16 protein-coding genes, 4 tRNA genes and 2 pseudogenes are annotated in these 21,859 nt (G+C 57.3%); 13 read left to right on the top strand and 9 right to left on the bottom strand.

Going from position 1 to position 21,859, the window contains the following annotated elements:
- The first annotated feature begins 2 nt into the window (after nt 1–2).
- The 6 genes and pseudogenes from PspCFBP13528_RS26085 to PspCFBP13528_RS26060 all read left to right on the top strand — a co-directional run bounded on the left by PspCFBP13528_RS26085 (nt 3) and on the right by PspCFBP13528_RS26060 (nt 8,782).
- Nucleotides 3–1,703, top strand: a complete 1,701-nt coding sequence (locus PspCFBP13528_RS26085) for a fatty acyl-AMP ligase (protein ID WP_137201813.1) — start codon at nt 3–5, stop codon at nt 1,701–1,703.
- A gap of 73 nt (nt 1,704–1,776) precedes the next feature.
- A complete protein-coding gene (locus PspCFBP13528_RS26080; protein WP_083217978.1) occupies nt 1,777–2,805 on the top strand; it encodes a fatty acid desaturase in 1,029 nt (342 codons plus the stop codon).
- Between the two features lie 57 nt (nt 2,806–2,862).
- Entirely contained in the window at nt 2,863–3,114 is a 252-nt protein-coding gene (locus PspCFBP13528_RS26075; RefSeq protein WP_065951129.1) for an acyl carrier protein, read from the top strand.
- Nucleotides 3,104–4,015, top strand: a pseudogene (locus PspCFBP13528_RS26070) (class I SAM-dependent methyltransferase). The gene PspCFBP13528_RS26075 and the pseudogene PspCFBP13528_RS26070 overlap by 11 nt, the downstream one beginning before the upstream one ends.
- A 22-nt stretch (nt 4,016–4,037) precedes the next feature.
- Nucleotides 4,038–4,853, top strand: a complete 816-nt coding sequence (locus tag PspCFBP13528_RS26065) for an enoyl-CoA hydratase/isomerase family protein (RefSeq protein ID WP_101221117.1) — start codon at nt 4,038–4,040, stop codon at nt 4,851–4,853.
- Complete coding sequence (locus PspCFBP13528_RS26060; RefSeq protein WP_161594772.1) at nt 4,853–8,782, top strand: type I polyketide synthase; 3,930 nt, start codon at nt 4,853–4,855, stop codon at nt 8,780–8,782. The genes PspCFBP13528_RS26065 and PspCFBP13528_RS26060 overlap by 1 nt, the downstream gene beginning before the upstream one ends.
- Nucleotides 8,783–8,829: 47 nt before the next feature.
- Here PspCFBP13528_RS26060 and sugE read toward each other — a convergent pair whose 3' ends face one another.
- The 3 genes from sugE to rdgC all read right to left on the bottom strand — a co-directional run bounded on the left by sugE (nt 8,830) and on the right by rdgC (nt 11,292).
- Nucleotides 8,830–9,144, bottom strand: coding sequence for a quaternary ammonium compound efflux SMR transporter SugE (gene sugE / locus PspCFBP13528_RS26055; RefSeq protein WP_065951125.1), 315 nt, complete (start codon nt 9,142–9,144; stop codon nt 8,830–8,832).
- A gap of 105 nt (nt 9,145–9,249) precedes the next feature.
- Nucleotides 9,250–10,215, bottom strand: a complete 966-nt coding sequence (locus tag PspCFBP13528_RS26050; protein ID WP_137201811.1) for a bile acid:sodium symporter family protein — start codon at nt 10,213–10,215, stop codon at nt 9,250–9,252.
- A 156-nt stretch (nt 10,216–10,371) separates the two neighbouring features.
- Nucleotides 10,372–11,292 carry a recombination-associated protein RdgC gene (rdgC, locus tag PspCFBP13528_RS26045; protein ID WP_137201810.1) on the bottom strand — a complete coding sequence of 307 codons (921 nt, stop codon included), beginning with the start codon at nt 11,290–11,292 and terminating at the stop codon, nt 10,372–10,374.
- Between the two features lie 159 nt (nt 11,293–11,451).
- Between rdgC and PspCFBP13528_RS26040 the strand changes: the two genes are divergently transcribed.
- The 4 genes from PspCFBP13528_RS26040 to PspCFBP13528_RS26025 all read left to right on the top strand — a co-directional run bounded on the left by PspCFBP13528_RS26040 (nt 11,452) and on the right by PspCFBP13528_RS26025 (nt 11,972).
- Nucleotides 11,452–11,527, top strand: a tRNA-Val gene (locus tag PspCFBP13528_RS26040).
- Between the two features lie 19 nt (nt 11,528–11,546).
- Nucleotides 11,547–11,623: transfer RNA gene (locus tag PspCFBP13528_RS26035), tRNA-Asp, on the top strand.
- Between the two features lie 177 nt (nt 11,624–11,800).
- Nucleotides 11,801–11,876: transfer RNA gene (locus PspCFBP13528_RS26030), tRNA-Val, on the top strand.
- Between the two features lie 19 nt (nt 11,877–11,895).
- Nucleotides 11,896–11,972, top strand: a tRNA-Asp gene (locus tag PspCFBP13528_RS26025).
- Between the two features lie 153 nt (nt 11,973–12,125).
- On the opposite strand, the gene PspCFBP13528_RS26020 is transcribed toward PspCFBP13528_RS26025, so the two are convergent.
- From PspCFBP13528_RS26020 to PspCFBP13528_RS26010, 3 genes are all read right to left on the bottom strand, one after another.
- Nucleotides 12,126–13,541, bottom strand: coding sequence for an amino acid permease (locus tag PspCFBP13528_RS26020; protein ID WP_065951123.1), 1,416 nt, complete (start codon nt 13,539–13,541; stop codon nt 12,126–12,128).
- Nucleotides 13,542–13,689: 148 nt separating this feature from the next.
- Nucleotides 13,690–14,742 carry an ornithine cyclodeaminase gene (locus tag PspCFBP13528_RS26015; protein WP_137201809.1) on the bottom strand — a complete coding sequence of 351 codons (1,053 nt, stop codon included), beginning with the start codon at nt 14,740–14,742 and terminating at the stop codon, nt 13,690–13,692.
- Nucleotides 14,743–14,790: 48 nt separating this feature from the next.
- Nucleotides 14,791–15,825 carry a histone deacetylase family protein gene (locus tag PspCFBP13528_RS26010; protein WP_137201808.1) on the bottom strand — a complete coding sequence of 345 codons (1,035 nt, stop codon included), beginning with the start codon at nt 15,823–15,825 and terminating at the stop codon, nt 14,791–14,793.
- Nucleotides 15,826–15,944: 119 nt separating this feature from the next.
- On the opposite strand from PspCFBP13528_RS26010, the gene PspCFBP13528_RS26005 reads away from it, so the two are divergent.
- Together PspCFBP13528_RS26005 and PspCFBP13528_RS28125 are read left to right on the top strand one after the other, a co-directional pair.
- Nucleotides 15,945–16,445 carry an Lrp/AsnC family transcriptional regulator gene (locus PspCFBP13528_RS26005; protein ID WP_065888210.1) on the top strand — a complete coding sequence of 167 codons (501 nt, stop codon included), beginning with the start codon at nt 15,945–15,947 and terminating at the stop codon, nt 16,443–16,445.
- Nucleotides 16,446–16,549: 104 nt separating this feature from the next.
- Nucleotides 16,550–16,648, top strand: a pseudogene (locus PspCFBP13528_RS28125) (LysR family transcriptional regulator); the annotation flags it as partial.
- Here the strand turns inward: PspCFBP13528_RS28125 and PspCFBP13528_RS25995 are convergent.
- The 3 genes from PspCFBP13528_RS25995 to PspCFBP13528_RS25985 all read right to left on the bottom strand — a co-directional run bounded on the left by PspCFBP13528_RS25995 (nt 16,638) and on the right by PspCFBP13528_RS25985 (nt 20,489).
- Entirely contained in the window at nt 16,638–17,441 is an 804-nt protein-coding gene (locus PspCFBP13528_RS25995) for a GNAT family N-acetyltransferase (protein WP_178084457.1), read from the bottom strand. The pseudogene PspCFBP13528_RS28125 and the gene PspCFBP13528_RS25995 sit on opposite strands and share 11 nt — an antisense overlap.
- A 76-nt stretch (nt 17,442–17,517) precedes the next feature.
- Nucleotides 17,518–18,684 (bottom strand): catalase family protein, encoded by a 1,167-nt coding sequence (locus tag PspCFBP13528_RS25990; protein ID WP_137201806.1) that lies wholly within the window; start codon nt 18,682–18,684, stop codon nt 17,518–17,520.
- Nucleotides 18,681–20,489, bottom strand: coding sequence for a di-heme-cytochrome C peroxidase (locus tag PspCFBP13528_RS25985; protein WP_137201805.1), 1,809 nt, complete (start codon nt 20,487–20,489; stop codon nt 18,681–18,683). The genes PspCFBP13528_RS25990 and PspCFBP13528_RS25985 overlap by 4 nt, the downstream gene beginning before the upstream one ends.
- Before the next feature lie 246 nt (nt 20,490–20,735).
- On the opposite strand from PspCFBP13528_RS25985, the gene PspCFBP13528_RS25980 reads away from it, so the two are divergent.
- Complete coding sequence (locus PspCFBP13528_RS25980) at nt 20,736–21,476, top strand: FKBP-type peptidyl-prolyl cis-trans isomerase (protein WP_137201804.1); 741 nt, start codon at nt 20,736–20,738, stop codon at nt 21,474–21,476.
- Nucleotides 21,477–21,859 lie beyond the last annotated feature (383 nt).

The following is a 21,859-nucleotide window of genomic DNA, read 5'->3' as shown; positions in this document are numbered from 1 at the left end:
ACATGCATCACATCAACTCGCTGGGGGGAATGCTGCAGGAAAGGGCGATTGTAAATGCCGGGCAACCAGCCTACACGTTTCATGATTATTCCCTTTCACAATCGTACAGCCTGACGTTTGCGCAATTGGATGCCCGAGCCAGGAGAATTGCCAGTTATCTGACTGAGCATGGCATGCAGGGTCGCAATATATTGCTGGTATTTCACGCGGGGCTGGATTTTATTGAGGCATTCTTCGGGTGTCTCTATGCAGGCGCTGTCCCGGTTCCGTTATCTGCGCCTCTGACGACAGCGGATAAAAGGCGTCTGACGGCCGTTGCAAGGGATGCTCGGTCAACCTTCGTTCTGAGCGCTGCCGGATTAGTATCTGCGGTCAACCACGTTTTGCAATCAGATGGCCTTTCATATGTCCAAGTTATTGATTTGGCAGGCCTGGATAATGTCGAATGGGACCGCTCAGGTTTCTCTGTGAAATATAATGAGTTAGCGCTTATTCAATATACGTCCGGGTCCACTGGCGTCGCAAAGGGCGTCATGCTCACCCATGAAAATATTCTGACTAACCAACGTGCCATACAGCAGGCCTTTGAACATGACGAGCGCGCAGTGGTGGTTGGCTGGTTGCCTATGTTTCACGATATGGGCTTGATTGGAAATGTGCTGCAGCCTCTTTTCTTAGGCGCACATAGCATAGTGTTCAGCCCTCTGGCCTTTGTGCAAAACCCGTTGCGCTGGCTTCAGCTGATTTCGGACTACCGGGCCACGACCTCGGGCGGGCCTAATTTTGCGTATGCGATGTGCACCCGGCGTATCGACACAGCTGACAGGTCTGGTATCGATCTGAGCAGTTGGAGCCTGGCGTTCACGGGCGCAGAAACCATTCGCAAACCAACCCTTGAAGGTTTCTGCGAGAAATTCTCTCGATGGGGCTTCAACAAGAAGGCCTTTTACTCGTGTTACGGTCTTGCCGAAGCCACTCTTTTTGTCACCGGCAGCACCAAGCTGAGTGACGTCAACAGCTTGTATATAGATGGTCGGAAACTACGAGAGCATAGCGTCGTGCCAGTTGACCCTGGTAGTGCTCATGGTATTGAAGTCAGCAGTTGCGGTTACCCACGATGCGGTCATAAGGTGAACATCGTCAACCCCGAAACCAGCGTGCTCTGTGAAGAGCGTCAAGTGGGTGAGGTCTGGCTAAGCAGTGACAGCAACGCTAAAGGTTATTGGCCAGGCGCCACCGACGCGTGTCAAGCATTCCAATCGAAAATAGCAAGTTTGCCCGAATACTATTTACGCACAGGAGATCTAGGCTTTATAGAGCGCGGTGAGCTGTATATAACCGGACGGATCAAAGACCTTATTATCGTGCGTGGGAAAAATCGGTACCCACAGGACATAGAGCATACCGTCGAGTCCCATCCGGACATTCGACATGACAGCTGTGCTGCACTAGGCATCGAAGTGGCGGGCGAAGAGCGACTGGTCGTGCTGATCGAGTTGAGGCCGCGCTCCGCTGATCAACTGTCTATTTTGGCTGCGGATATACGCGAATTAATCACCCGGCAGCACGGCATAAGCCCTGATGACATAGTGTTCGTCAAGCCCAATCGACTGTTCAGAACTTCAAGCGGAAAGTTGCAGCGGTTTAAATGCAGGGAACTCTATCTCACTCCGTCGCCAAGCAAGACTGACCTAGACCATTGAATTCTAAAAATCACGCCGCTCACATGTCTTGAAGAAACAGTGGGTGAGGCGTTTCAGATGTCTGGAGTATTTGATGAAACGTGTACCCAGCCTTCCGGATGAGCATGAACTTGACTTGCCCGGAATTGAACAGCAGTACGACGGGCCCTTGGCACGTCGCTTTGAGCAGCCTCAGAGCAGAATGATCGACCGGGTGCTTGCCGGTGTCGTTACCTTTGTTCCGGTTATCGCAGTCATGCTTGCCATTTACTTGCACGTTATTGGCTGGTACCAGATTGGAATGGTTGAAATAGGCATGTTGCTGATGATGCATGCCATTGCCGTGTGTGGCGTTGAACTCGGGTTTCATCGCCTATTCGCTCATAAGTCATATAGCGCCAAACGGTGGCTCAGGATTTGTCTGGCGGGCATGGGGTCCATGGGGTTTCAAGGGCCGGTCATATGGTGGGCGGCGATACACCGCAAACATCATATCCATAGCGATCGCCCTAACGATCCACATTCCATGTATATAAGGCCAGGCGGGACCACTGTCTATAACGAAGGGTTCTGGCAGCATATGAAAGGCTTTTGGCATTCACACGTGGGATGGATCTGGACGCCGTTGAGCATTCGCGCTCCCGGATGGAATCGATACGTGAAGGACCTGTACAAGGACCCCGATATCCTGCACGTCCACGTCAATTACATTTATTGGCTGGCGGCCGGTTTTGTCATTCCGGGAGTGCTGTCCGGACTTATTTACATGAGTTGGCAAGGCGTCGTGCTGGGAATTCTGTGGGGAGGGTTTGTGCGCATTTTTGTGATGAACCATCTGACGTATTGGAGTATTAACACGCTGTCTCACAGCGTGGGCTCACGCCCCTACCGCACCGCCGACCGCAGTACAAACTCTATTCCCTTGCTGATGGCCGTGCCCACACTCGGACAAAGTTATCACAATAACCATCATGCGTTTCCTTACTCAGCACGCATGGCCTATGAATGGTATGAGCTGGACTTGGGGTTGGGTATTTTAAATGTACTTAAAGCGTGCGGTCAGGTTTCCGATATGCGGCAGCCTTCCAAAGAAAAGCGTGACGCAAAAAAGACACGGCCTTAATACGTTCATATTTTTTACGGCATCCAAACGACAACTGGGCTATGAGGCGCTATAAAAATGGCAATCGTGCTGGAACGGGAAGTTATTGAAGAGTTTTTACTTGAGTCATTGGCGGATTTGCTCGAGGTTCCGGCGACGGAGCTGGCGACCGATGTGGCCTTCGATCGCTACGGTATTGATTCTGCGTCTGTGGTCGAGTTGACCGCGAAATTGCAAACGCTGGTCGGTCGTAAGCTGGACGCCACGCTGCTATACGATCACCCAACGATTGAAACGCTGAGTACGTACCTGGCGAGCGATGGAGAATAAGATGCCCCATTCTGCGAAGTTCGGGTCATCCGAGCGTGCCATACAAGCGCATTATGATCTGAGCAATGAGTTTTATAAGCTTTGGCTGGATGACGCCATGGTGTATTCCGGTGCGATGTTTTTATCTGAGTCAGACTCATTGGAACACGCTCAGATCAATAAACTTGATCATCATATCCGTGCCTCGGGCGCGGACACGGCGCGTTCGGTTTTGGACATAGGTTGTGGTTAGGGGGCGGCGTTATCGCGGGTCGTTGCGACCTGTGGCGCTGAACGGATTACCGGGCTGACGCTCAGCAATGCTCAGGCTGACTACATAGCCGAGTTGGGCCTTGGTGGGTGTGAAGTTCGCGTTGAAAATTGGCAGGACCATTACCCGCTCGAACCGTACGACAGCATTATCTCGATAGGTGCTTTCGAGCACTTTGCGAAACTGGATGACAGCCAAGCCCAGAAGCTGGAGTCATACAAGGCGTTTTTCAAACATTGTCAGGATGCACTGCTGGTGCCCGGTGGGTATATGTCTGTTCAGACGTTCGCGTATGGCTCCCGAAAGCCCCGTCAAGAGATGGTGGGCACCCGGGCGACAGCGTTCTTATCCAAGGAGATTTTTCAAGAAACCGATCCTCCGCATTTGCTGGATATTGTCCAAGCGGTTCAAGGACATTTTGAAATTGTCGAATTACGCAACGACCGATCTGATTATGTAAATACCTTGCGTGAGTGGATTTCGCGTCTTGATACCCACCGCGAGAGAGCAATCGAGCTGGTCGGTTTGGATCAGGTCGAAACCTATGAACGCTACCTTAAATATTCCATTCTCGGTTTTCAGAGCGGAAACCTGGATCTTTGTCGGATTAAATTGAAGTGCCTGGATAAACCCTGGACGTCCACGCGATGAGTTTTTCCGTAAGGGGGGCGTGATGACTGGCGACTTTAAATTATTGAGCGTCGTGCACCAGCAAGGGGTGGACTTTGTCACGATAAACAATCCTCCTGTCAACCTGCTCGATGCCCACTTGACGGACGAGTTGCTCCGCTACACCGCCCGGCAAGCAGAGTGTTCGAACGTTAAGGTAATTGTGTTCAACAGTGCGGACCCGGATTTTTTCATCGCCCGCGCGGATCTGCAGTTGTTCCAGAATTATCGCGATGAGGTGGCCAACCAGGCACTGCTGTCGATGTATGAGTTGATTGAACGCTTTCACGCCTGGGGGAAGGTCACCATCGGACAGCTCGCTGGCCGTGCCAGCGGCGCTGGCAGTGAGTTCCTGATGGCGCTTGATATGCGCTTTGCAGCGATTGGCAAAGCGTTTATCCGGCACCCGGAAGTGTCGCTGGGGTTGTTGCCCTGTAAAGGAGGAACGCAATTATTGCCGCGCCTCGTCGGTCGGTCCCGCGCGCTGGAAATGATGCTCAGCGGTCAATTTTATAATGCCGAGCAACTTGAAGCTTATGGCTATGTGAATCGCGCTGTAATGCCTGTGGCGCTGGATGCTTATGTGCGAAAGCTGGCAATACGTATCGCCAGCGCGCCTGCGGCGGCTATTGCGAATGCCAAGAGGGCCGTCAATTTGTCAACGGACCTGGATCATTCGTTGTTTGCCGATGAACATCGTCTGTTTCATGAAGTCGTTGGCAGCCCTGACTGTCAGCAGCGGGTTGGACAATTTCTCAAGCATATCAACGCGTCGCGCCAGACGGAGCTGGAGATGGACACGCGGCAATGGGGCCGGTAATGGAGCGTATCGCGATCATCGGTATGTCGCTGCGCTTGCCCGGCGCCAATGATGCTGAGCAATATTGGCAGAACTTGTGCGAGGGCAAAGACTGCATCACCGCAGTGCCTGCCGATCGGTGGAACAATGCCTATATTCCGCCACTGCATCATCGGGACAGACGTTCATCAGCGGCGACGCAGTGGGGGGGCTTCCTGGAGGGTATCGATCAGTTCGACGCTGCCTTTTTCAATATCAGCGCGCGTGAGGCAGAAAAGCTAGACCCCCAGCAGCGCCTGTTGCTGGAGATGAGTTGGCACTTGATTGAGCGTACTCATTACACAGCGTATTCGCTGCGCGGTAGTAACACCGGTGTGTTCATCGGCGCCAGTGGTTGGGACTTCAATAAAATCCTCAATCGCGATATTAATTTCATGGAAGGGTATGTAGGCACTGGGTCAACGCTCAGCCCCCTGGCCAATCGCATCTCCTATCAGTTTGATTTTCAGGGCCCCAGCATGGTGGTGGATACCGCGTGTTCATCTTCCCTGAGCGCGATACATCTGGCGTGTGCACATTTGAACGCAGGGGAATGCGATTTGGCCATCGCTGGCGGCATCAATGTAATCCTGGCCCCGGAAACCAACCTCGCCTTCGCTGCGGCTGGATTCATGTCGCCTACCGGCCGGTGCCAAACCTTTTCGGCAAGCGCCGATGGTTACGTGCGTAGCGAGGGGGCAGGATTGGTCATGTTGAAACCCTATGCGCGAGCCTTGGCCGAAGGTGACGAAATCCTGGGGATCATACGTGGCAGTGCGATCAATCAGGACGGCATGACAAATGGCCTGACGGCTCCCAGCGCCAAAGCACAAGAGCAGGTAATCGCGCGCGCACTACGTCAAGCCGCAGTGCAGCCGCAGGACGTCAGTTATATCGAAACCCATGGCACGGGTACGCCGTTGGGTGATCCGATCGAGATAAAAGCGTTGTCCAAGGTATATGGTGGAGGGCAGGCTTCAATCGTTACGCCCTGCCTTCTGGGCGCGGTCAAAGCCAATATCGGCCATTGCGAGTCCGGCGCGGGCATGGCGGGCTTGTTAAAGATTCTGCTGATGTTCAAGCATCAATTGATCCCACCGCAAATTCATATCGGTCAATTGAATCCGTTGATTGATGAGTTTCTGGATCACACGCGGCTGAAGATAGTGACGGCACTCAGCGCATGGCAACCGGACAACAAGCGCATTGCGGGCCTGAGTGCCTTCGGGTTCGGCGGTACCAATACGCATATGGTGCTGGAAGAGCCCCCGGCCGCCTGTGCAGGTGAGAGGTCCTGGGTTGAGGGCGCCGGGGTGCTGAAGATAACCGCACACTCTGAGTATTCCATCAAAGCCATTGCGCGTGCTTATGCTGATTATTTAAAACCGACGCATAGAGGTGCGCAGACGCTCACCTACACCGCCAATCGTTACAGGGCCGATTTATCCATACGCAAGGCCATTGCTTTCTCGAACAAGGCGGATTTGTGCGAAAAACTGCGCTCATTTTCCAATGGCGCTGATAGGCCGAAGGCGTTTGGGAAGAGGCCCAAGTGTGTATTTCTCTTCACCGGCCAGGGTTCCCATTACCCAGGCATGGGGACAATGCCATATGCCGCCTTCGAGGTATTTCGCCAGGCCATTGATGAGTGCGAAGCGATCACGATGGCTAATCACGGTTTGTCGATCAAGACGCTGGTATTGGAATCAGACACAGCGGTGTTGCGAAAAACAATAAATTGCCAGCCTGCCATTTTTTGTCTGGAGTATGCCCTGGCCAAGTTATGGATCTCCTTGGGTGTCAAGCCCAGGTACTTGATCGGGCATAGTCTTGGTGAATACGCAGCGTGCTGCATTGCCCAGGTATTTTCCTTGGCTGACGCGTTGCGCCTGGTCGTTTCCCGAGCACGATTGATGGAGCAAATGACGGCGCCGGGGGCGATGCTCTGCGTTTTGGCGAGCACCCGTGATGTTGAAGCGCTGCTTGAGCGCTGCTGTTTTGAACCTGAGCAGGCAGTGGTGATTGCCGCAGACAACAGCCAGCATCAAACAGTCGTCAGCGGGCCGTTGCCGGCGGTGAAACGATTCCAATGCCTGCTCGATACTCTTCCTATGCAATGGGTTGAGTTGCGAGTGGAAAAAGCCTTTCATTCCCCCTCCATGTTGCCGGCGTCTCTTGCCTTTGAGGCGGTGGCAGCGTCGGTCACCTATGGTGCGCCGCAAGTCCCCATCATCGCCAATCTCACAGGGCTACCGGCAGATGGCGGCACGTTCAATGCCGACTATTTTTGTCAACATATGCACCAGCGAGTACGGTTTCGCGAGAGCATTGAAAACTTACTGGGTAAGGGAACATATATAGGACTGGAGGTCGGGCCGGGTGCCGCGTTGAATGCCGTATGCCAGCCATTTGCCAGGTTTGCGATGTGTTCATCGTTGGCCAAAGAAACGCAAACTCAGCTTTATCGTGCAGTGAGTTGGTTATACGAGCGCGGCGTACCTATTGAGTGGGCGGCCTTGTGTGCCTCTGCGGCACCGCGCCCAGAACCGGTGATGGATATCCCGGTATATGCTTTCGAGCGTACCTCCTTTCGACCGGTCTTCAGTGACGCGCCGGTTATGCTGATCCCGCAAAACGGCCCCAACACGGGGATCGTATTCAGTCAGCCGTTTTTTACACCGACCATCGCACCAGGCGCGGCAGGGCTTGCGGACTCGGCGCCCAAGGTCGGTGAGCCCCAGGGGCGGGCAGCACATGATATGACTTCGATCATCGCCCTCAGTCTGGGACTCGAGGCGCAAACCCTGGACAAAACAGCCAGTTTCCGGATGCTCGGGCTGACCTCTTTCATGGCGGTTGAGTTACTGCTGAAGATCAAATCGACTTTCGGTCTGGATTTAAAACCTCAGGATTTGTTCGAGCATCATTCAGTCGCCAGGCTGGAAGCTTTCATACAGCAGTCCCTGACTCACCCTGCAGCAGCGTACACCGCGCCAGTACCCGAGCTGCCTGCCGCCCATCTCAGTGCGAGCAGACATCAAGTGCGCTTCATGGATAGGGAGCTGCTGATCAATGGTTATCGGATCAATGTCTGTCAGTGGGGCGAGGACCGGCAACCGGCTGTCTTACTCATCCACGGGCTACTTGACCAGGCTTATAGCTGGCACGATATGGCGCTGTATCTGGTGGCTGCCGGTTATCGCGTGATTGCCCCAGACCTGCGCGGGCACGGGCTTTCTTCGCATATAGAAGACGGGAAGGGCTACCAACTGGTGGACTACGTCAGCGATATCACCCTTCTTTGCGAGGCGCTCGCACTCACCCAGGTGCATGTGGTTGGCCACTCCTTGGGTTCGGTACTCGCGGCCCTGTTCGCCAATCAAAATCGGCAATGGGTTAGAACGCTGTTTCTGCTGGAAACCTTCATTCCGCCCACCGTCGATGTCTTGGACATGGAGCTTCAGATTGCCAAAGAGCTGCATCATCTACGTACAACACCCAGCCAGCCGTTGATACGCAGCGTCGCCGAGGCAGTCCAACTTATCAAAATGAGCTATATGACCGTTTCCGACTCGTTTGCCCGTCAGTTGTGTGAGCGTGTGTTGTCTGGCGATGATGAACACGGTTACCGATGGCGTTGGGATGCACGTTTGCGCTCGCGTGTAGGACTGCGTTTTCACGGGCTGCGCAAGCATTACGTTGATCTGCTCAAAGGCATCTCGGCGCCTGCCGCTCTGTATTTCGGCCAGAAGAGCAACTTTTCTTCGGCCGCCGAGAAGACCGCCCTGCAGCGTTCGCTGGCTGATTGCCAAGTGATCAATTTTGATGCAGGGCACAATATTCAGATCGAGTGCGCGAACGAACTTGCCCAGCATATCTTGCAAACCCTGGGTGCCCTGGAGCGCACGTGAGCTGATTAATTACTGAGGCAAGTTGCAGCGGGTGCTGCGCTACGCGGTTACGTGCTGATCTTGAGCCCAATCAACCCGCAAATAATCAACGCCACACTGGCCAACCGGAACAACGCCATGGACTCCCCAAACAGAATAATCCCGGCGATCACCGTGCCCACGGCGCCCACTCCCGTCCATACGGCGTAGGCGGTGCCCAATGGCAGTTCCTTCACCGCCAGCCCCAGCAGGCCTAGGCTGATAACCATAGCGGCAATGGTCAGTGCGGTGGGCAGGGGCTTGCTGAAGCCGTCGGTGTACTTCAGGCCGACGGCCCAGCCGACTTCAAACAACCCGGCGAAAAACAGAATGATCCAGGACATGGTGACCTCGCTTCTTCAGGCGGGGTCGTCCCCGGACTCAACGCGCATTGGCGTCGCGGGGTCGTCCCCGCGAGGGGCTAAGAGTGCCGAACATGGGCCGCTCGATCAAGTGTGCGGGGTGTTCTCCAGTGCGCGGCGATCTTCCTTCTCGCTCATACGTCGAAAGTAAGTCGACAGCAATGCCCCGGAAATATTGTGCCAGACGCTGAACAGCGCACTGGGCACCGCCGCCAGTGGCGAGAAGTGCGCACTGGCCAACGCGGCGCCGAGCCCGGAGTTCTGCATGCCCACTTCCAGCGCCAAGGATTTGCGTTGCGCCAATGGCAACGTGAACAGGCGCCCGGTGAAGTAGCCGAGCAGGTAGCCAAAGCTGTTGTGCAGCATCACCACGGCCATGATCAACAGGCCTGACTCGGCAATCTTCGCCTGGCTGGCGGCGACCACGGCGGCGACGATGATCACGATGCTGACCACCGAGACCAGCGGCAGCACGTCGACCGCATGACGCACCCGATCACCCAGCAAGCGTTGCGCGAGCACGCCGAGCACGATTGGCAGCAACACCACCTGCAGGATCGACCAGAACAGCTCCATGAACGACACCGGCAGCCAGGCCGAAGCCAGCAGCCAGATCAACGCCGGGGTGAGCAGCGGGGCGAGGAGGGTGGTGACGGCGGCGATGGCCACCGACAGTGCCAGGTCGCCACGGGCCAGCCAGGTCATCACGTTGGATGACGTACCGCTTGGGCAGCAGCCGACCAGAATCACGCCAACGGCGATTTCCGGCTGCAGGTGAAAGACCTGGCACAACAACCACGCCACGCCGGGCATGATCACAAAATGCGCGACCACGCCTAGAGCGACACGCCACGGATGGCGGGCGACCTCGGCGAAGTCTTCGAGTTTCAAGGTCAGGCCCATGCCGAACATCACCAGGCCCAGCAGTGGGACGATGGCGGTTTTCAGGCCGAGGAACCAGCTGGGTTGGAGAAATGCGACGACGGCAAAGATCAACACCCAGTAGGCGAAGGTATTGCCGACGAAGCGGCTCAAGGCGGCGAGTGCGCGCATGGAAAGTGTCCTTTCTTGTTCGATTTTTGACGTGGTAACGCAATCAAATGTGGGAGGGGGCTTGCCCCCGATGGCGGTGTATCAGCTAATGGATTTTTGACTGATACACCGCTATCGGGGACAAGCCCCCTCCCACATTTTAGAGCCTCACATGGCTTAGATGCCTTGTGGGGTCTCTTCACCGCCGAGTGCTTCGATCAACGCCGGCAGGAATTCGCCGAAGGTCAGCATCATCAGGGTAAAGCTGGCATCCAGTTGGCCCAGAGCTTCGTCGCCGCCGTCCTGTTCGGCCTGGTCCTGCAGCAAGTCTTCGAACTTCAGGCGCTTGACGGTCATTTTGTCGTCGAGCATGAAGGAAAGCTTGTCCTGCCAGGCCAGGGACAATTGGGTCACGACTTTGCCGGTGGTCAGGTGCAACTGGATTTCTTCGCCGGTCAGGTCCTGGCGCTTGCAGCGCACGATCCCGCCGTCTTCGTGGGTGTCGCGCAGTTCGCATTCGTCGAGCACGAAGAAGTCGGCCGCCGGTTTCTGGGTGGTGACCCAGTCGGTCATGATCGCCGTCGGTGCAGTTTTGACGGTCAGCGGGCGTACGGGCAGGGTGCCGATCACTTCGCGCAGGGTGGAGAGCAGGTCTTCCGCGCGTTTCGGGCTGGCCGAGTTGACCAGGATCAGACCCTGTTTCGGCGCGATGGCGGCGAAGGTCGACGAGCGACGAATAAAGGCGCGGGGCAGGAAGGCCTGGATGATTTCATCCTTGATCTGGTCGCGCTCCTTTTTATAGACCTTGCGCATCTGCTCGGCCTCGATCTCCTCAATCTTCTCTTTAACCGCGTCCCGTACCACGCTGCCCGGCAGGATGCGTTCTTCCTTGCGCGCGGCAATCAGTAAAAAATCCCCGCTGACGTGGACCAGGGGCGCGTCTTCACCTTTACCGAAAGGGGCAACGAAACCGTAGGTGGTCAGTTCCTGGCTTGCACACGGGCGCGCCAGTTTGGTGGCCATGGCCGCTTCCAACGCCTCGGCATCAACAGGCAGATCTTGGGTCAGGCGATAGATAAGCAGGTTCTTGAACCACATGGGGTGAGTCTCTCCTCTATACAAAGGGGGGCATTATTCTCTTGATCACGCCGCAGGCCAACCCTGCGTAAGCCATTGGAAGGGCTGAAAAAAAAGATTTAAGAAAGTGCTTGCCAGACCTCGGAGCGCTCCGTAGAATGCGCGCCACACCGAAACGAAGGGTGATTAGCTCAGCTGGGAGAGCATCTGCCTTACAAGCAGAGGGTCGGCGGTTCGATCCCGTCATCACCCACCATTCGCTTTATGTGTTACGCGCAGCGGTAGTTCAGTCGGTTAGAATACCGGCCTGTCACGCCGGGGGTCGCGGGTTCGAGTCCCGTCCGCTGCGCCATATTCGGTAACCTGGAATGCTGAACGCCAGGTCACCACGGAAAGCCCGCTCATTGAGCGGGCTTTTTATTGCCCGAAATATGGCAAAAAGTCGTGCGGTAAACTTTTTTTAAATAAAGTGCATTTAAATCAAGACATTACGATTTTTTGGTGTATGATGCGCCCACACCGAAACGAAGGGTGATTAGCTCAGCTGGGAGAGCATCTGCCTTACAAGCAGAGGGTCGGCGGTTCGATCCCGTCATCACCCACCATTCGCTTTATGTGTTACGCGCAGCGGTAGTTCAGTCGGTTAGAATACCGGCCTGTCACGCCGGGGGTCGCGGGTTCGAGTCCCGTCCGCTGCGCCATATTCGGCAACCTGGAACACTGAACGCCAGGTCGCCACAAGAAGCCCGCTCATTGAGCGGGCTTTTTTTCGTCTGCACAATTGCGCTGCAATTGCATCTCCAGCCACGGTTTTTAATAGAGAGTTAAGTTGCGCCAAGCCTCTTTAGCGCAACTCAACCGAATTGACGTGCCGATTGCGCTGTGGTTTTGGGCTTCCTGCTACGGGTCAGCTGATAAGCAATGGCCAGCCATATGAACCATGCTGGCATGACCATCAAGGCAACACGGGTGTCAGGTCTCAATGCCAGCAGGCAGAGAACGAAGCCCATAAAAGCCAGTGAGAGCCCTGCCATTGGGACGCCGCCCGGCATCTTGTAAGCAGATTTTGCGTGAAGCTCAGGACGCTTTTTGCGATAGGCAATGTAAGAGGCGAGGATGGTCGACCAGGTGAATATCACCAGAACCGCCGACACAGTGGAAACGATGGTGAATGCTGTCATGACTTGCGGAACGATAAACAGCACCAGTACGCCCATCAGCATCAGTGATGTAGTGAAGGCCAGGCTCAGCAGAGGCACGCTATTGCCCGATAGCCGCCGAAAAATACCCGGAGCATTGTCTTGATTGGCCAGCCCGAACAGCATACGGCTGGATGAGAATACGCCACTGTTGGCCGATGAAGCGGCGGATGTCAGAACTACGAAGTTCACGATACCGGCTGCTGCGGGAAAGCCTGCGACAAGGAACAGTTCGACAAAAGGACTTTTCACGGGTGAAACCTGCTGCCAGGACGTCACGGCAATAATGCAGCCCAATGCCAACACGTAGAACAGGATGATTCGCAGCGGAATCGAGTTGATTGCCTTGGGTAGGGTCTTCTCCGGCGACCGGGTTTCTGCCGCCGCGGTGCCGATCAGTTCGGTACCGGCAAAGGAGAATATCGCCATCTGAAAACCGGCGAAAAAACCCAGCAAGCCATTAGGGAATGCAGCCTGCTTATCCACCAGATGGCCCAGGGACGCGGTAACGCCACTGGGGGATACGAACGAGCTGGCAATCATCACGAGGCTGACGCCAATCAGCGTCACCACGGCGATGATCTTGATGATCGCGAACCAGAATTCGACCTCACCGAAAAGCCTGACCGTCAGCACGTTCAAGGCAAACAGGGTCGTCAGCATCCCGATAGCCGGTATCCAGGCAGGCAGATCGGGGAACCAGTACTGGAAAAAGCCTCCGACGACGACGGCATCGCCGATCACTGCAACGCTCCAGCTCAGCCAATACGACCATCCGAGAAAAAATGCGGCGCGAGGCCCCAGGTAAGCGCCGGCGAAATCCGCAAAGGTCTTGAAATTCAAATTCGATAGCAGCATTTCGCCCATGGCGCGCATGACGAAATAAACGAACAGGCCGATGATCATGTAGATGAGGATGATCGAGGTGCCGGAGAGGGCGATGATCTTTCCGGAGCCCATGAACAAACCCGTGCCAATGGCGCCGCCCATGGCCATTAACTGGATGTGACGATTGCTGAGCGTGCGCTGCAGCGCAGGCTGCTCAGCCCGCTGTGATGAATTCGATTTCATTTCAAAACCTCTTGATCTTATGTTTTTGAGTTTTGGCAGAAAAATGGATACCCAGCGCCACTGTCAGGAGGCAATGGCGGGTGACGGTGTTGTTTTATTTTTGGGCAGTGACGGCCCGCTGCAGATGCCTTGGGGCGTCACTCGCAGGTCAACTGGCCGTGCGCAGATGGGCGGCGTTGGTCGGTTGCTGATCAAGCATCTGGAACAGGTTTTTTATATTTTCAGGCGTGGGTACCAGGTGGATGTGCCGGCCGACTTGATGTTCGTGCGCCATCGCCTGCAGGTAGCGAAGCGACGAGAAATCCTCCAGGGCAAAGCCTACGGAATCGAATACCGTCACCTGTTCATCGCTCTCGCGTCCCTGGATGTCGCCTTGCGCAATCCGGAAAAACTCGATGACGGGTGAGTCGGCCTCCAGTTGCTGAATATCACCTTCAATCCGCGTTTGAGGTTCAAACTCCACGATGACCCGAGCGTTGCGCAGGATGTCGGCGTGCAGTTCAGTCTTGCCCGGGCAGTCGCCGCCGACGGCATTGATATGCATACCGGGCTCCATCATCTCGGGCGTCAGGATCGTTGCGTAGGCCTTGTCGGCGGTAACGGTGGTAACAATGTCCGCGCCCTTGACCGCTTCCTGTACGGAGTCGGCGTGAATCACGTTGATCGTCGGGAAAGCCGCCAGGTTGCGCAGCAGCTTGAGTGAGGCATCGCGATCGATATCGAAGATGCGAATTTCGTTGATGCCCAGCATTTCATGGAAGGCCAGCGCCTGAAACTCGCTTTGAGCGCCGTTGCCAATGAGGGCCATCGAGGTTGCCCCAGGCCGGGCAAGCGCACGCGAGACCAGTGCCGAGGTTGCAGCGGTACGAACGGCGGTGGTCAGTGTCAGCTCGCTGAGCAGGGTCGGATAGCCACTGTGGACATCGGCCAGCAGACCGAATGCCATCACCGTCAGCAGGTTCTGCTGACCATTGTCCGGATGGCCATTCACGTACTTGAAGGAATACTGCTTGCCATCATCGGTAGGCATCAGCTCGATCACACCATTTGCGCAGTGATTGGCCGTGCGCGGCGACTTGTCAAACTGCGCCCAGCGTAAATAGTCTGCTTCGATGTAGGTGGCCATCTCACGGATTGCCCGGCGGATGCCAACCTTGGCGAACAGGCGTGCGGCATCATCGACATCCAGGAAAAGCGTCATTTTTTATTCTCCAATCTGTCCAGTTACACGTTGTAGATTCGGGGGGGATCAGGCGCGTTTGCTCTCGAAGCCATGCAGTACGTTCACCGCATTGATGCCGATTTCATCGACCATGTAGCCGCCTTCCATCACGAAGAGGGTGGGGCAACCCACACTCGCTATCAGCTCGCCGATCCCGATGAAGTCCTCGCTTTCCAGCAGGAAGTGACTGATCGGGTCGTCCTTGAAGGTGTCCACGCCCAGTGAGATCACCAATACTTCTGGCGCGAATTGCTGAAGCTTCCTGCAGGCATGAAGCAGGGCGTCGCGGTAGTTTTCCCAGGCGGTGTTTTTCGGCAATGGGTAGTTGAAGTTGAACCCTTCGCCGTGGCCCGCGCCGGTTTCACCGCTGAACCCCGAATAGTAGGGATAGGACACGGCCGGCTCGCCGTGCAGCGAGATGAACATGACGTCATTGCGCTGGTAAAAAATGTTCTGGGTACCGTTGCCGTGATGAAAGTCGACGTCGAGTACCGCGACACGTTTGGCGCCCTGAGTGATTGCCTGCTGTGCAGCAATGGCCGCATTGTTGAGATAGCAGTAGCCCCCCATGTACTCACGCGCCGCGTGATGGCCCGGCGGACGACACAGGGCAAAGGCACTGTCGTGGCCTTCATCGATCAGTGCCAGGCCCGTCAGGGCGATATCGGCACTGGTCTTGACTGCCTGCCAGGTCGTGGCGGTGATCGGCGAGCCGGCATCCATTGCATAGAAGCCCAGTTTGCCGTCAATGAACGTTGGCACTTGATCGTTGGCCAAGTCACGCACAGGCCATACCAGTGGCAGGGCATCATGAGTGCGCCCTGTGGCGCACCACTGCGACCAGGCGCTCTCCAGGAAGCTCACGTAGCGCTCGCTGTGCGCGTTGACGTAACACGAGCGGTCAAACACGCGCGGTTCGACTACCCGGCCAAGGCCTGTTTGCTTGACACGGTCGTGAACGGTGTCGGCCCGACTGGGCTGCTCGAACGACGGCTTGAGCACGCCATCCTTCAACTCGGTGCCATGGTGCAGACGGTGGGAATCACTGAAAACTGTAAACATTCTGCGCATCCGTTAATGTGAACCAGTGCAAATATTCTGTTCTGGTCAGGACGCGATTTCTTTGCTTTGTTTTCGTGCTTATGCATATTTATCGGGCGATTTAACTCAGGAACAGCGTAATGAAGAAAAATATATCCAGGCGAATCAGCCTCGACGAGACCGATCTGGCCATTCTTGAGTTGTTGCAGGAGGACGCGAGTATTTCCAATGCCGAACTCAGTGAGCGGCTTTCATTGAGCCTCACGCCTTGCTGGCGACGGCGCAAGAGAATGGAAGAGGCGGGCGTGATAAAGGGTTATCAGGCAACGCTGGATCGAAGAATGCTCGGGCTGGATATCATGGCATTCGTGCACATCCGCTTTTCCACCCATGCCGATCACGCGCCGGACGCCTTCGAGGCAGTGATTGCGCAATTGCCGCAAGTATTGGCCTGCCACAAGATCACCGGAGACGCCGATTACGTGCTTCAAGTGTTGGCAGAGGACCTCGACAGCTATAGCGACTTTATCGAGCAAGTACTGAGGCGCCAGGTCGGTATTGCGTCTATTCAATCGAGTCTGGCATTGCGTGAAATCAAGACCGGTAGTCGCATTGCCATACCCAAATTGAGCAAGGGTTAATCGGGATGGGCACCGCACTACGCTCGGTGTGCAGTAGAGCAATCGGGGAAATTGAAGGCAAAGGCAGCGTTCGCTTCGCGTCACATTGCAACGGGAGGGGCGTCATGCAGCACCTGGATCACTTATCCTTGCACTTGTTCATTCTGGTCTGTGAAGAGGGCACGATTGCACGCGCCGGCGAGCGGGCATTCATTAGCCGATCGCCTGGGTCACCAGCGCAAACTCGGTGACCCCGGCGCTTGATTGGGGCGGTACACCCCGCACCATCCGTGGCGCTTTATCCACGCAGGGCAGCCCGAGGTTCTCCAGCCAGTCGGCCAATCCGCATGCGCTGGGAATATCGAAGCGCACGAACGCGCCCGGGATCAACCGAAGAAGGTGCGTGATCAAGTGTCGGGCCTGCTCCGGGTGGTGCGCGACGACGGGGCCAATGAGGTGGCCGCGACCAAATTGGCGGAGCAGGGCGCACCCCTGCAGGTACCCCTCTGCCTCGATGCCCACCACGTACTCGGCCGTCGGCAGCAGGTCGTTGAGTACACCGGTGCGGTCCAGGCCGCTGCCGGCGTTGGCCAGCTCGATCACCTTCGGGTAGTCGACTCGGCTCAATACGCGACATTGCGCGTGGCGGGTCGCGGGTAGGGGGGCCAGCGTCTGCGGCACGCCCTGATGTTGCTGGATCCGTGCAAATTCGACGAATCCCATGCTGGCGTACAGCGGCGCGCCTGACTCGGTGGCATTGAGGATCGGCGTGCGCGGGTCTACGGCCTCCAGGCACAGATTCATCAAGCGACGCCCGATGCCTTTGCTCTGGTGCTGATGACTGACGATCACCAGGCCGATGGACGAATAAGCCCCCTGATGACAGGCGAATGCGATGCCTGCCAAGACACCGTCCTGCTCGGCGACGAAGCCTTCGGATGTGCGCTGCACCATCGCCCAGTCTTCCTCGCGGTGAGGCCATTTGAGGTGCACGGAGAGTGCATGGGCGGCGGGCATGTCGGCGGCGGTTGCCGGGCGATACAGGTAAGCGGGACTCACATCGGTTTCCTCTGCTGGCAGGCAGGCACTGAGCCTACGGCGCGTTGCGGCTGTGGCGGTAATCGCTGACCGCTTCGTACACCGCCTTGCGCAGGCGGTTGATGCCGCCAATGGGGCGGTGTTCTTCCACGCCGAACCAGGGGTTGAATGACTGGTTGTCGCAGGCGAGATTCAGCGCGGGCGTGTCGAAGTCCTGCGCCGGGACCCGCACCTTGGCCACGGTTTCAAAAGGCGCGTCGCTTTCCCTCCATTCGATGCTGGTGTCTTCGATGGGCATGAATGTCTGCGGGTTCTGTCGCTGGATCTGCAACACGAAGCACGCCGGTACGCGGTCGGTGGAGAGCTGCTGGTTCAGGGCGCTACGCAGGAAGTTCGGCAGGTCCTGGTTCTGTTTGGGCAACACGTATTCGGGGCAGCTCTGCGGGTCGGGGGCGACGCGGAACTTGGCGTTGGCCGCACCGAACTTGTAAGGCGAAACCGAGAAGTACGTGGTCTGCGTCGGGCTGGCCGGGGCGGGTGCGAGGGTTGCCAGGGCGATGAACAGGTGGCGTATCTGCCAGGTGCGTGGGTCGGCCTTGGGGAAGAACGCCAGCACTTTCTTGCCATCCGCCTGGGCCCCGATGTTCTGCGCATATTCGGCCACGTCGCTGACAAAGAAGTTCGGGTGGCTGAACATCACGAAGTCCTGCTCGGTGCGCGCTTGTTGATCGGCCATCAGCTGTTTGCCGGGTACGTCCAGCAGCTTGATGGCCATGCCGCGGGCATCGCGGATGCTGTCGAATTGCGGGTAGGCATTGCCGTTGGACAGCCGCATCATCGCCTGCCAGGTTTTACCCGGCGTGGCGAACACGCCCTGGCGCAATGCCGGATCGAGGTCGGCCAGCACGCTGACTTCGGCCTTCACGCAACCATGGGCCTTGGCGTGGGCGTCGCGCAGGTAGCGCGTGCCCTCGCGGTGCTGATCGACAATGCGCACGGCGGTCTGGATGATGCCCTGGGTCATGGCGGCTTCACCGGGCGGAATCTGTTCGTCCGGCGATACCGGGCCGCTGTGTTGCCAGGCGTACCAGGCGCTGGCGCCGAGCCAACCGAGCAGGCCCAGACCCACCAGCCACAGCAGGGTTTTGCCGAGAAACCTGCCGATGCGCAGCCAGAGGCGGGCGAGCAGGGAGGGTTGGTCATAGCGGGATCGAATCATCATGGCAGTTGTTGCTCCAGCGGGCCGCCCAGCACTTTGAGGTATTCCAGCAGCGCCCAGCGTTCCTGCGGCAGCAAGCCACGGCCGATGACGCCGTTGCCACGCTGGCCGGCACGGAATTCGTGGCCGCTGTTGTGGTTGCCGGTGATTTTGGTATCGAACACAAAGGCATTCTTGAACGCGTCGGTCTCAAAGCCGAGATGGCGCGGGTCATAGTTGAAGGTGCCTTTATAGAAGGTGGTGCTGCGCTCGTCCTGGGGCGAGAGCAACTGGTAGATCGTCGGCACCGAACCGTTATGCAGGAACGGCGGTGTCGCCCAGACGCCAGCCAGTGGCCGCGCTTTGTAGGCGCGCAACTCGCGCACGCCGATGGGCAGGCCGTAACCGTCCAGGCGCGGGCGCTCGGCCGGGCTTACGCCGGCGGCGCGGTAGGCGTGGTCCTCGACGAACGCGGTGACGTAGGCCAGGCCCTTGGCCACGGACATCTTTTTCAGGTCCAGTGGCTCGGTCGGCGTGGGGTGCAGCTGGACGTTGAGCCCGGCCAGCTCCGCCGGGTCCCATTGCAGGGCACTGAGGTCGTAACGCTGGTCGGCGATGTTGTAGGCGGTGCCGGGGTCGGTGCCGATGTAGTCCACTGGCAGCATCTTCAATTGCTGCACCGGCCGGCCGCCTTCTTGCGTGACCGTGGGCACGTGACAGCCGGCGCAGTTCTCGGCGAACAGTGCACGACCCTGGGCCGCAAGCGGCTTGTCGATGGCGCCGAACAGGTCTTCGGGCCAGGTGGGTGGCTTGAGGCGTTGCAAGGTCTCTTCGATCAGGTTCAGGTCGCGCACGCGTACGCTGGAAGGGTAGCGCGCATCGCCCTGCAGGGGCTGGCCGGCGCTGTCGAAGAAGTCCAGGGTCGCGCCGACGCCGAGGGCTTCACCGATGTTGCGCGCCATGGGTTGCTGGGCCGAACCGTTCCATTGCACCCAGTCGAAGGTCCATATGTCCCACAATTGCGGGTAATCCACCGGTGCGTTGGCGATGCGATAGTTTTGCGCGGAAATGGCATCGCCAAAGCTTGCATTGGCGATGCGGCCAAAGGCGTCGGTGCGGCCCGGCCCTTCTTCGGTGGGGTAGAGGCCACGGTGGGTATCGTTCCAGGCGACCTTGAGGAAGCGGTTCAGCGACTGCTTGAAGTCCTGGCGCAGTTGGCTGCGCTCGGCGTCGTAGCGCTCACCCAGGACCTGGCGGGCGAAGCGCTCGAATTTCCACGGGTTGTAATAAGTCGCCGCGAGGCTGGCGACCAGGGCCTGGCCGAAGCTGCCGCCGCGCAAGGTCGGCACGCTCGATGGCAGCACATGCTGGGCTGAGCCGCCGTCGATACGCAGGGCCTGGCCTTTGAAGTGCAGCTCGCCGGTGTGGCAGGCGGCGCAGGTGATATCCAGGTATTCAACGTTGCTGCCGGCGTTTTTATGCCGGGCGAAACCCACGGGCAGGTTGCCGGGGTTCTGCGCGCTGGGCGCCTGCTTTGGGTCCACCAGGAAGCCAAAACGGGCCAGGTACTCCGGCGTGGCAAAACGGCGCTCGGAAAAGGGCAGCTCCAACGCGGTGAACCAATCGTAGTGCAGGCCTTTGACTTGGGTACCCTGGGGCGTGAAGTAATAGGTCTGGCGGTCGGCGGCACTCCATTGGTCCTGGTAGTGCACCTGCTCCACGGGCATGTAGTCCGGCAGCCTGGGGTTAACCGTGTAATAGAGCACCACGGCCAGAATCAGGCCCAGTGCCAGGAGGATCAGGAGTAGGACACGGGTAAAAATGCGCAAGTTAACTATCCTTGTCGAGGGGTGGCGTTGTTATGCCACTACGCCAAGGGGGCGGCAAGTGGCCATGAGCCTGGAGTGACAGGTCCCACGATCCGTCGCAGACCTGCATCATGAATGAAATTGCTTTTAAACACGTGAACTTATCAGACGTTTCCTGCTCACATGCCGGTAGCCATTGGTCGTGGCCGCCTGATAAGCTCGCGACTTTATTCGAATGCCCTTTTGGCGCATGAACAAGGAAATAGCATGAAACAGCATCGGTTGGCGGCGGCGGTGGCCCTGGTTAGCCTGGTACTTGCGGGTTGTGATTCGCAGACCAGCGTAGAGCTGAAAACCCCGGCGCAGAAAGCTTCCTACGGCATCGGCCTGAACATGGGCAAAAGCCTTGCTCAAGAAGGCATGGATGACCTGGACTCCAAAGCGGTAGCCCAAGGCATTGAAGATGCTGTCGGCAAGAAAGAACAGAAGCTCAAGGACGACGAACTGGTTGAAGCCTTTGCCGCACTGCAAAAGCGCGCTGAAGAACGCATGACCAAAATGAGCGAAGAGTCGGCAGCGGCCGGCAAGAAATTCCTCGAAGACAACGCCAAGAAAGACGGCGTGGTCACCACCGCTTCCGGTCTGCAGTACAAGATCGTGAAGAAAGCCGACGGCGCCCAGCCAAAGCCAACCGACGTAGTGACTGTTCACTACACTGGCAAGCTCACCAACGGCACTACCTTTGACAGCTCCGTGGACCGTGGCAGCCCGATTGACCTGCCGGTCAGCGGTGTGATCCCGGGTTGGGTCGAAGGCCTGCAACTGATGCACGTGGGCGAGAAGGTCGAGTTGTACATTCCGTCCGACCTGGCTTACGGCGCCCAGAGCCCGAGCCCGGCGATTCCAGCCAACTCCGTGCTGGTATTCGACCTGGAACTGCTGGCCATCAAGGACCCAGCCAAGGCTGAAGCCGCTGACGCAGCTGCTGCACCTGCCGCCAAGAAGTAATCGGCGCTGCAACCAACGACAACGCCCCGTCTCGACGGGGCGTTGTTGTTTTCGGGCCTGCTCAAACGATGCAACATTTTCTGTGGGAGGGGGCTTGCCAGCCATAACGGCCTGACAGCCAGAGCCCTATCTACCTGATGTTCTGAGAACTAGATGTGGGAGGGGGCTTGCCCCCGATGGCGGCCTCTGGGCCGACCAGGATGCTGGAGCAGACCGGGTACATATCCGTTTTTGCGGTCACGGCTGCTATCGGTTCCGCCCTTACGGCGGGTCACTTTGGAAAAGCCCCAAAGTAACCAAATGTATGGTCAGCCCACCTTTTGCTATCCAGTCACGATGAACGGTAAATCAGGCTTGCGCTAATGTATTCGGGCTCCATGTGA

This window comes from Pseudomonas sp. CFBP13528 (assembly GCF_005233615.1).
In the GTDB taxonomy this organism is placed as follows: Bacteria; Pseudomonadota; Gammaproteobacteria; order Pseudomonadales; family Pseudomonadaceae; genus Aquipseudomonas; species Aquipseudomonas fluorescens_AM.
The sequence above is the reverse complement of the archived record's forward strand: the minus strand, read 5'-3'. Positions and strand labels throughout refer to the sequence as shown.

Coding starts and splice junctions, on each gene's coding strand:
- PspCFBP13528_RS26085 (WP_137201813.1), top strand. CDS start 3: ATGCATCACATCAACTCGCTGGGGGGAATGCTGCAGGAAAGGGCGATT.
- PspCFBP13528_RS26080 (WP_083217978.1), top strand. CDS start 1,777: ATGAAACGTGTACCCAGCCTTCCGGATGAGCATGAACTTGACTTGCCC.
- PspCFBP13528_RS26075 (WP_065951129.1), top strand. CDS start 2,863: ATGGCAATCGTGCTGGAACGGGAAGTTATTGAAGAGTTTTTACTTGAG.
- PspCFBP13528_RS26065 (WP_101221117.1), top strand. CDS start 4,038: ATGACTGGCGACTTTAAATTATTGAGCGTCGTGCACCAGCAAGGGGTG.
- PspCFBP13528_RS26060 (WP_161594772.1), top strand. CDS start 4,853: ATGGAGCGTATCGCGATCATCGGTATGTCGCTGCGCTTGCCCGGCGCC.
- sugE (WP_065951125.1), bottom strand. CDS start 9,144: ATGTCCTGGATCATTCTGTTTTTCGCCGGGTTGTTTGAAGTCGGCTGG.
- PspCFBP13528_RS26050 (WP_137201811.1), bottom strand. CDS start 10,215: ATGCGCGCACTCGCCGCCTTGAGCCGCTTCGTCGGCAATACCTTCGCC.
- rdgC (WP_137201810.1), bottom strand. CDS start 11,292: ATGTGGTTCAAGAACCTGCTTATCTATCGCCTGACCCAAGATCTGCCT.
- PspCFBP13528_RS26020 (WP_065951123.1), bottom strand. CDS start 13,541: ATGAAATCGAATTCATCACAGCGGGCTGAGCAGCCTGCGCTGCAGCGC.
- PspCFBP13528_RS26015 (WP_137201809.1), bottom strand. CDS start 14,742: ATGACGCTTTTCCTGGATGTCGATGATGCCGCACGCCTGTTCGCCAAG.
- PspCFBP13528_RS26010 (WP_137201808.1), bottom strand. CDS start 15,825: ATGTTTACAGTTTTCAGTGATTCCCACCGTCTGCACCATGGCACCGAG.
- PspCFBP13528_RS26005 (WP_065888210.1), top strand. CDS start 15,945: ATGAAGAAAAATATATCCAGGCGAATCAGCCTCGACGAGACCGATCTG.
- PspCFBP13528_RS25995 (WP_178084457.1), bottom strand. CDS start 17,441: ATGCCCGCCGCCCATGCACTCTCCGTGCACCTCAAATGGCCTCACCGC.
- PspCFBP13528_RS25990 (WP_137201806.1), bottom strand. CDS start 18,684: ATGATGATTCGATCCCGCTATGACCAACCCTCCCTGCTCGCCCGCCTC.
- PspCFBP13528_RS25980 (WP_137201804.1), top strand. CDS start 20,736: ATGAAACAGCATCGGTTGGCGGCGGCGGTGGCCCTGGTTAGCCTGGTA.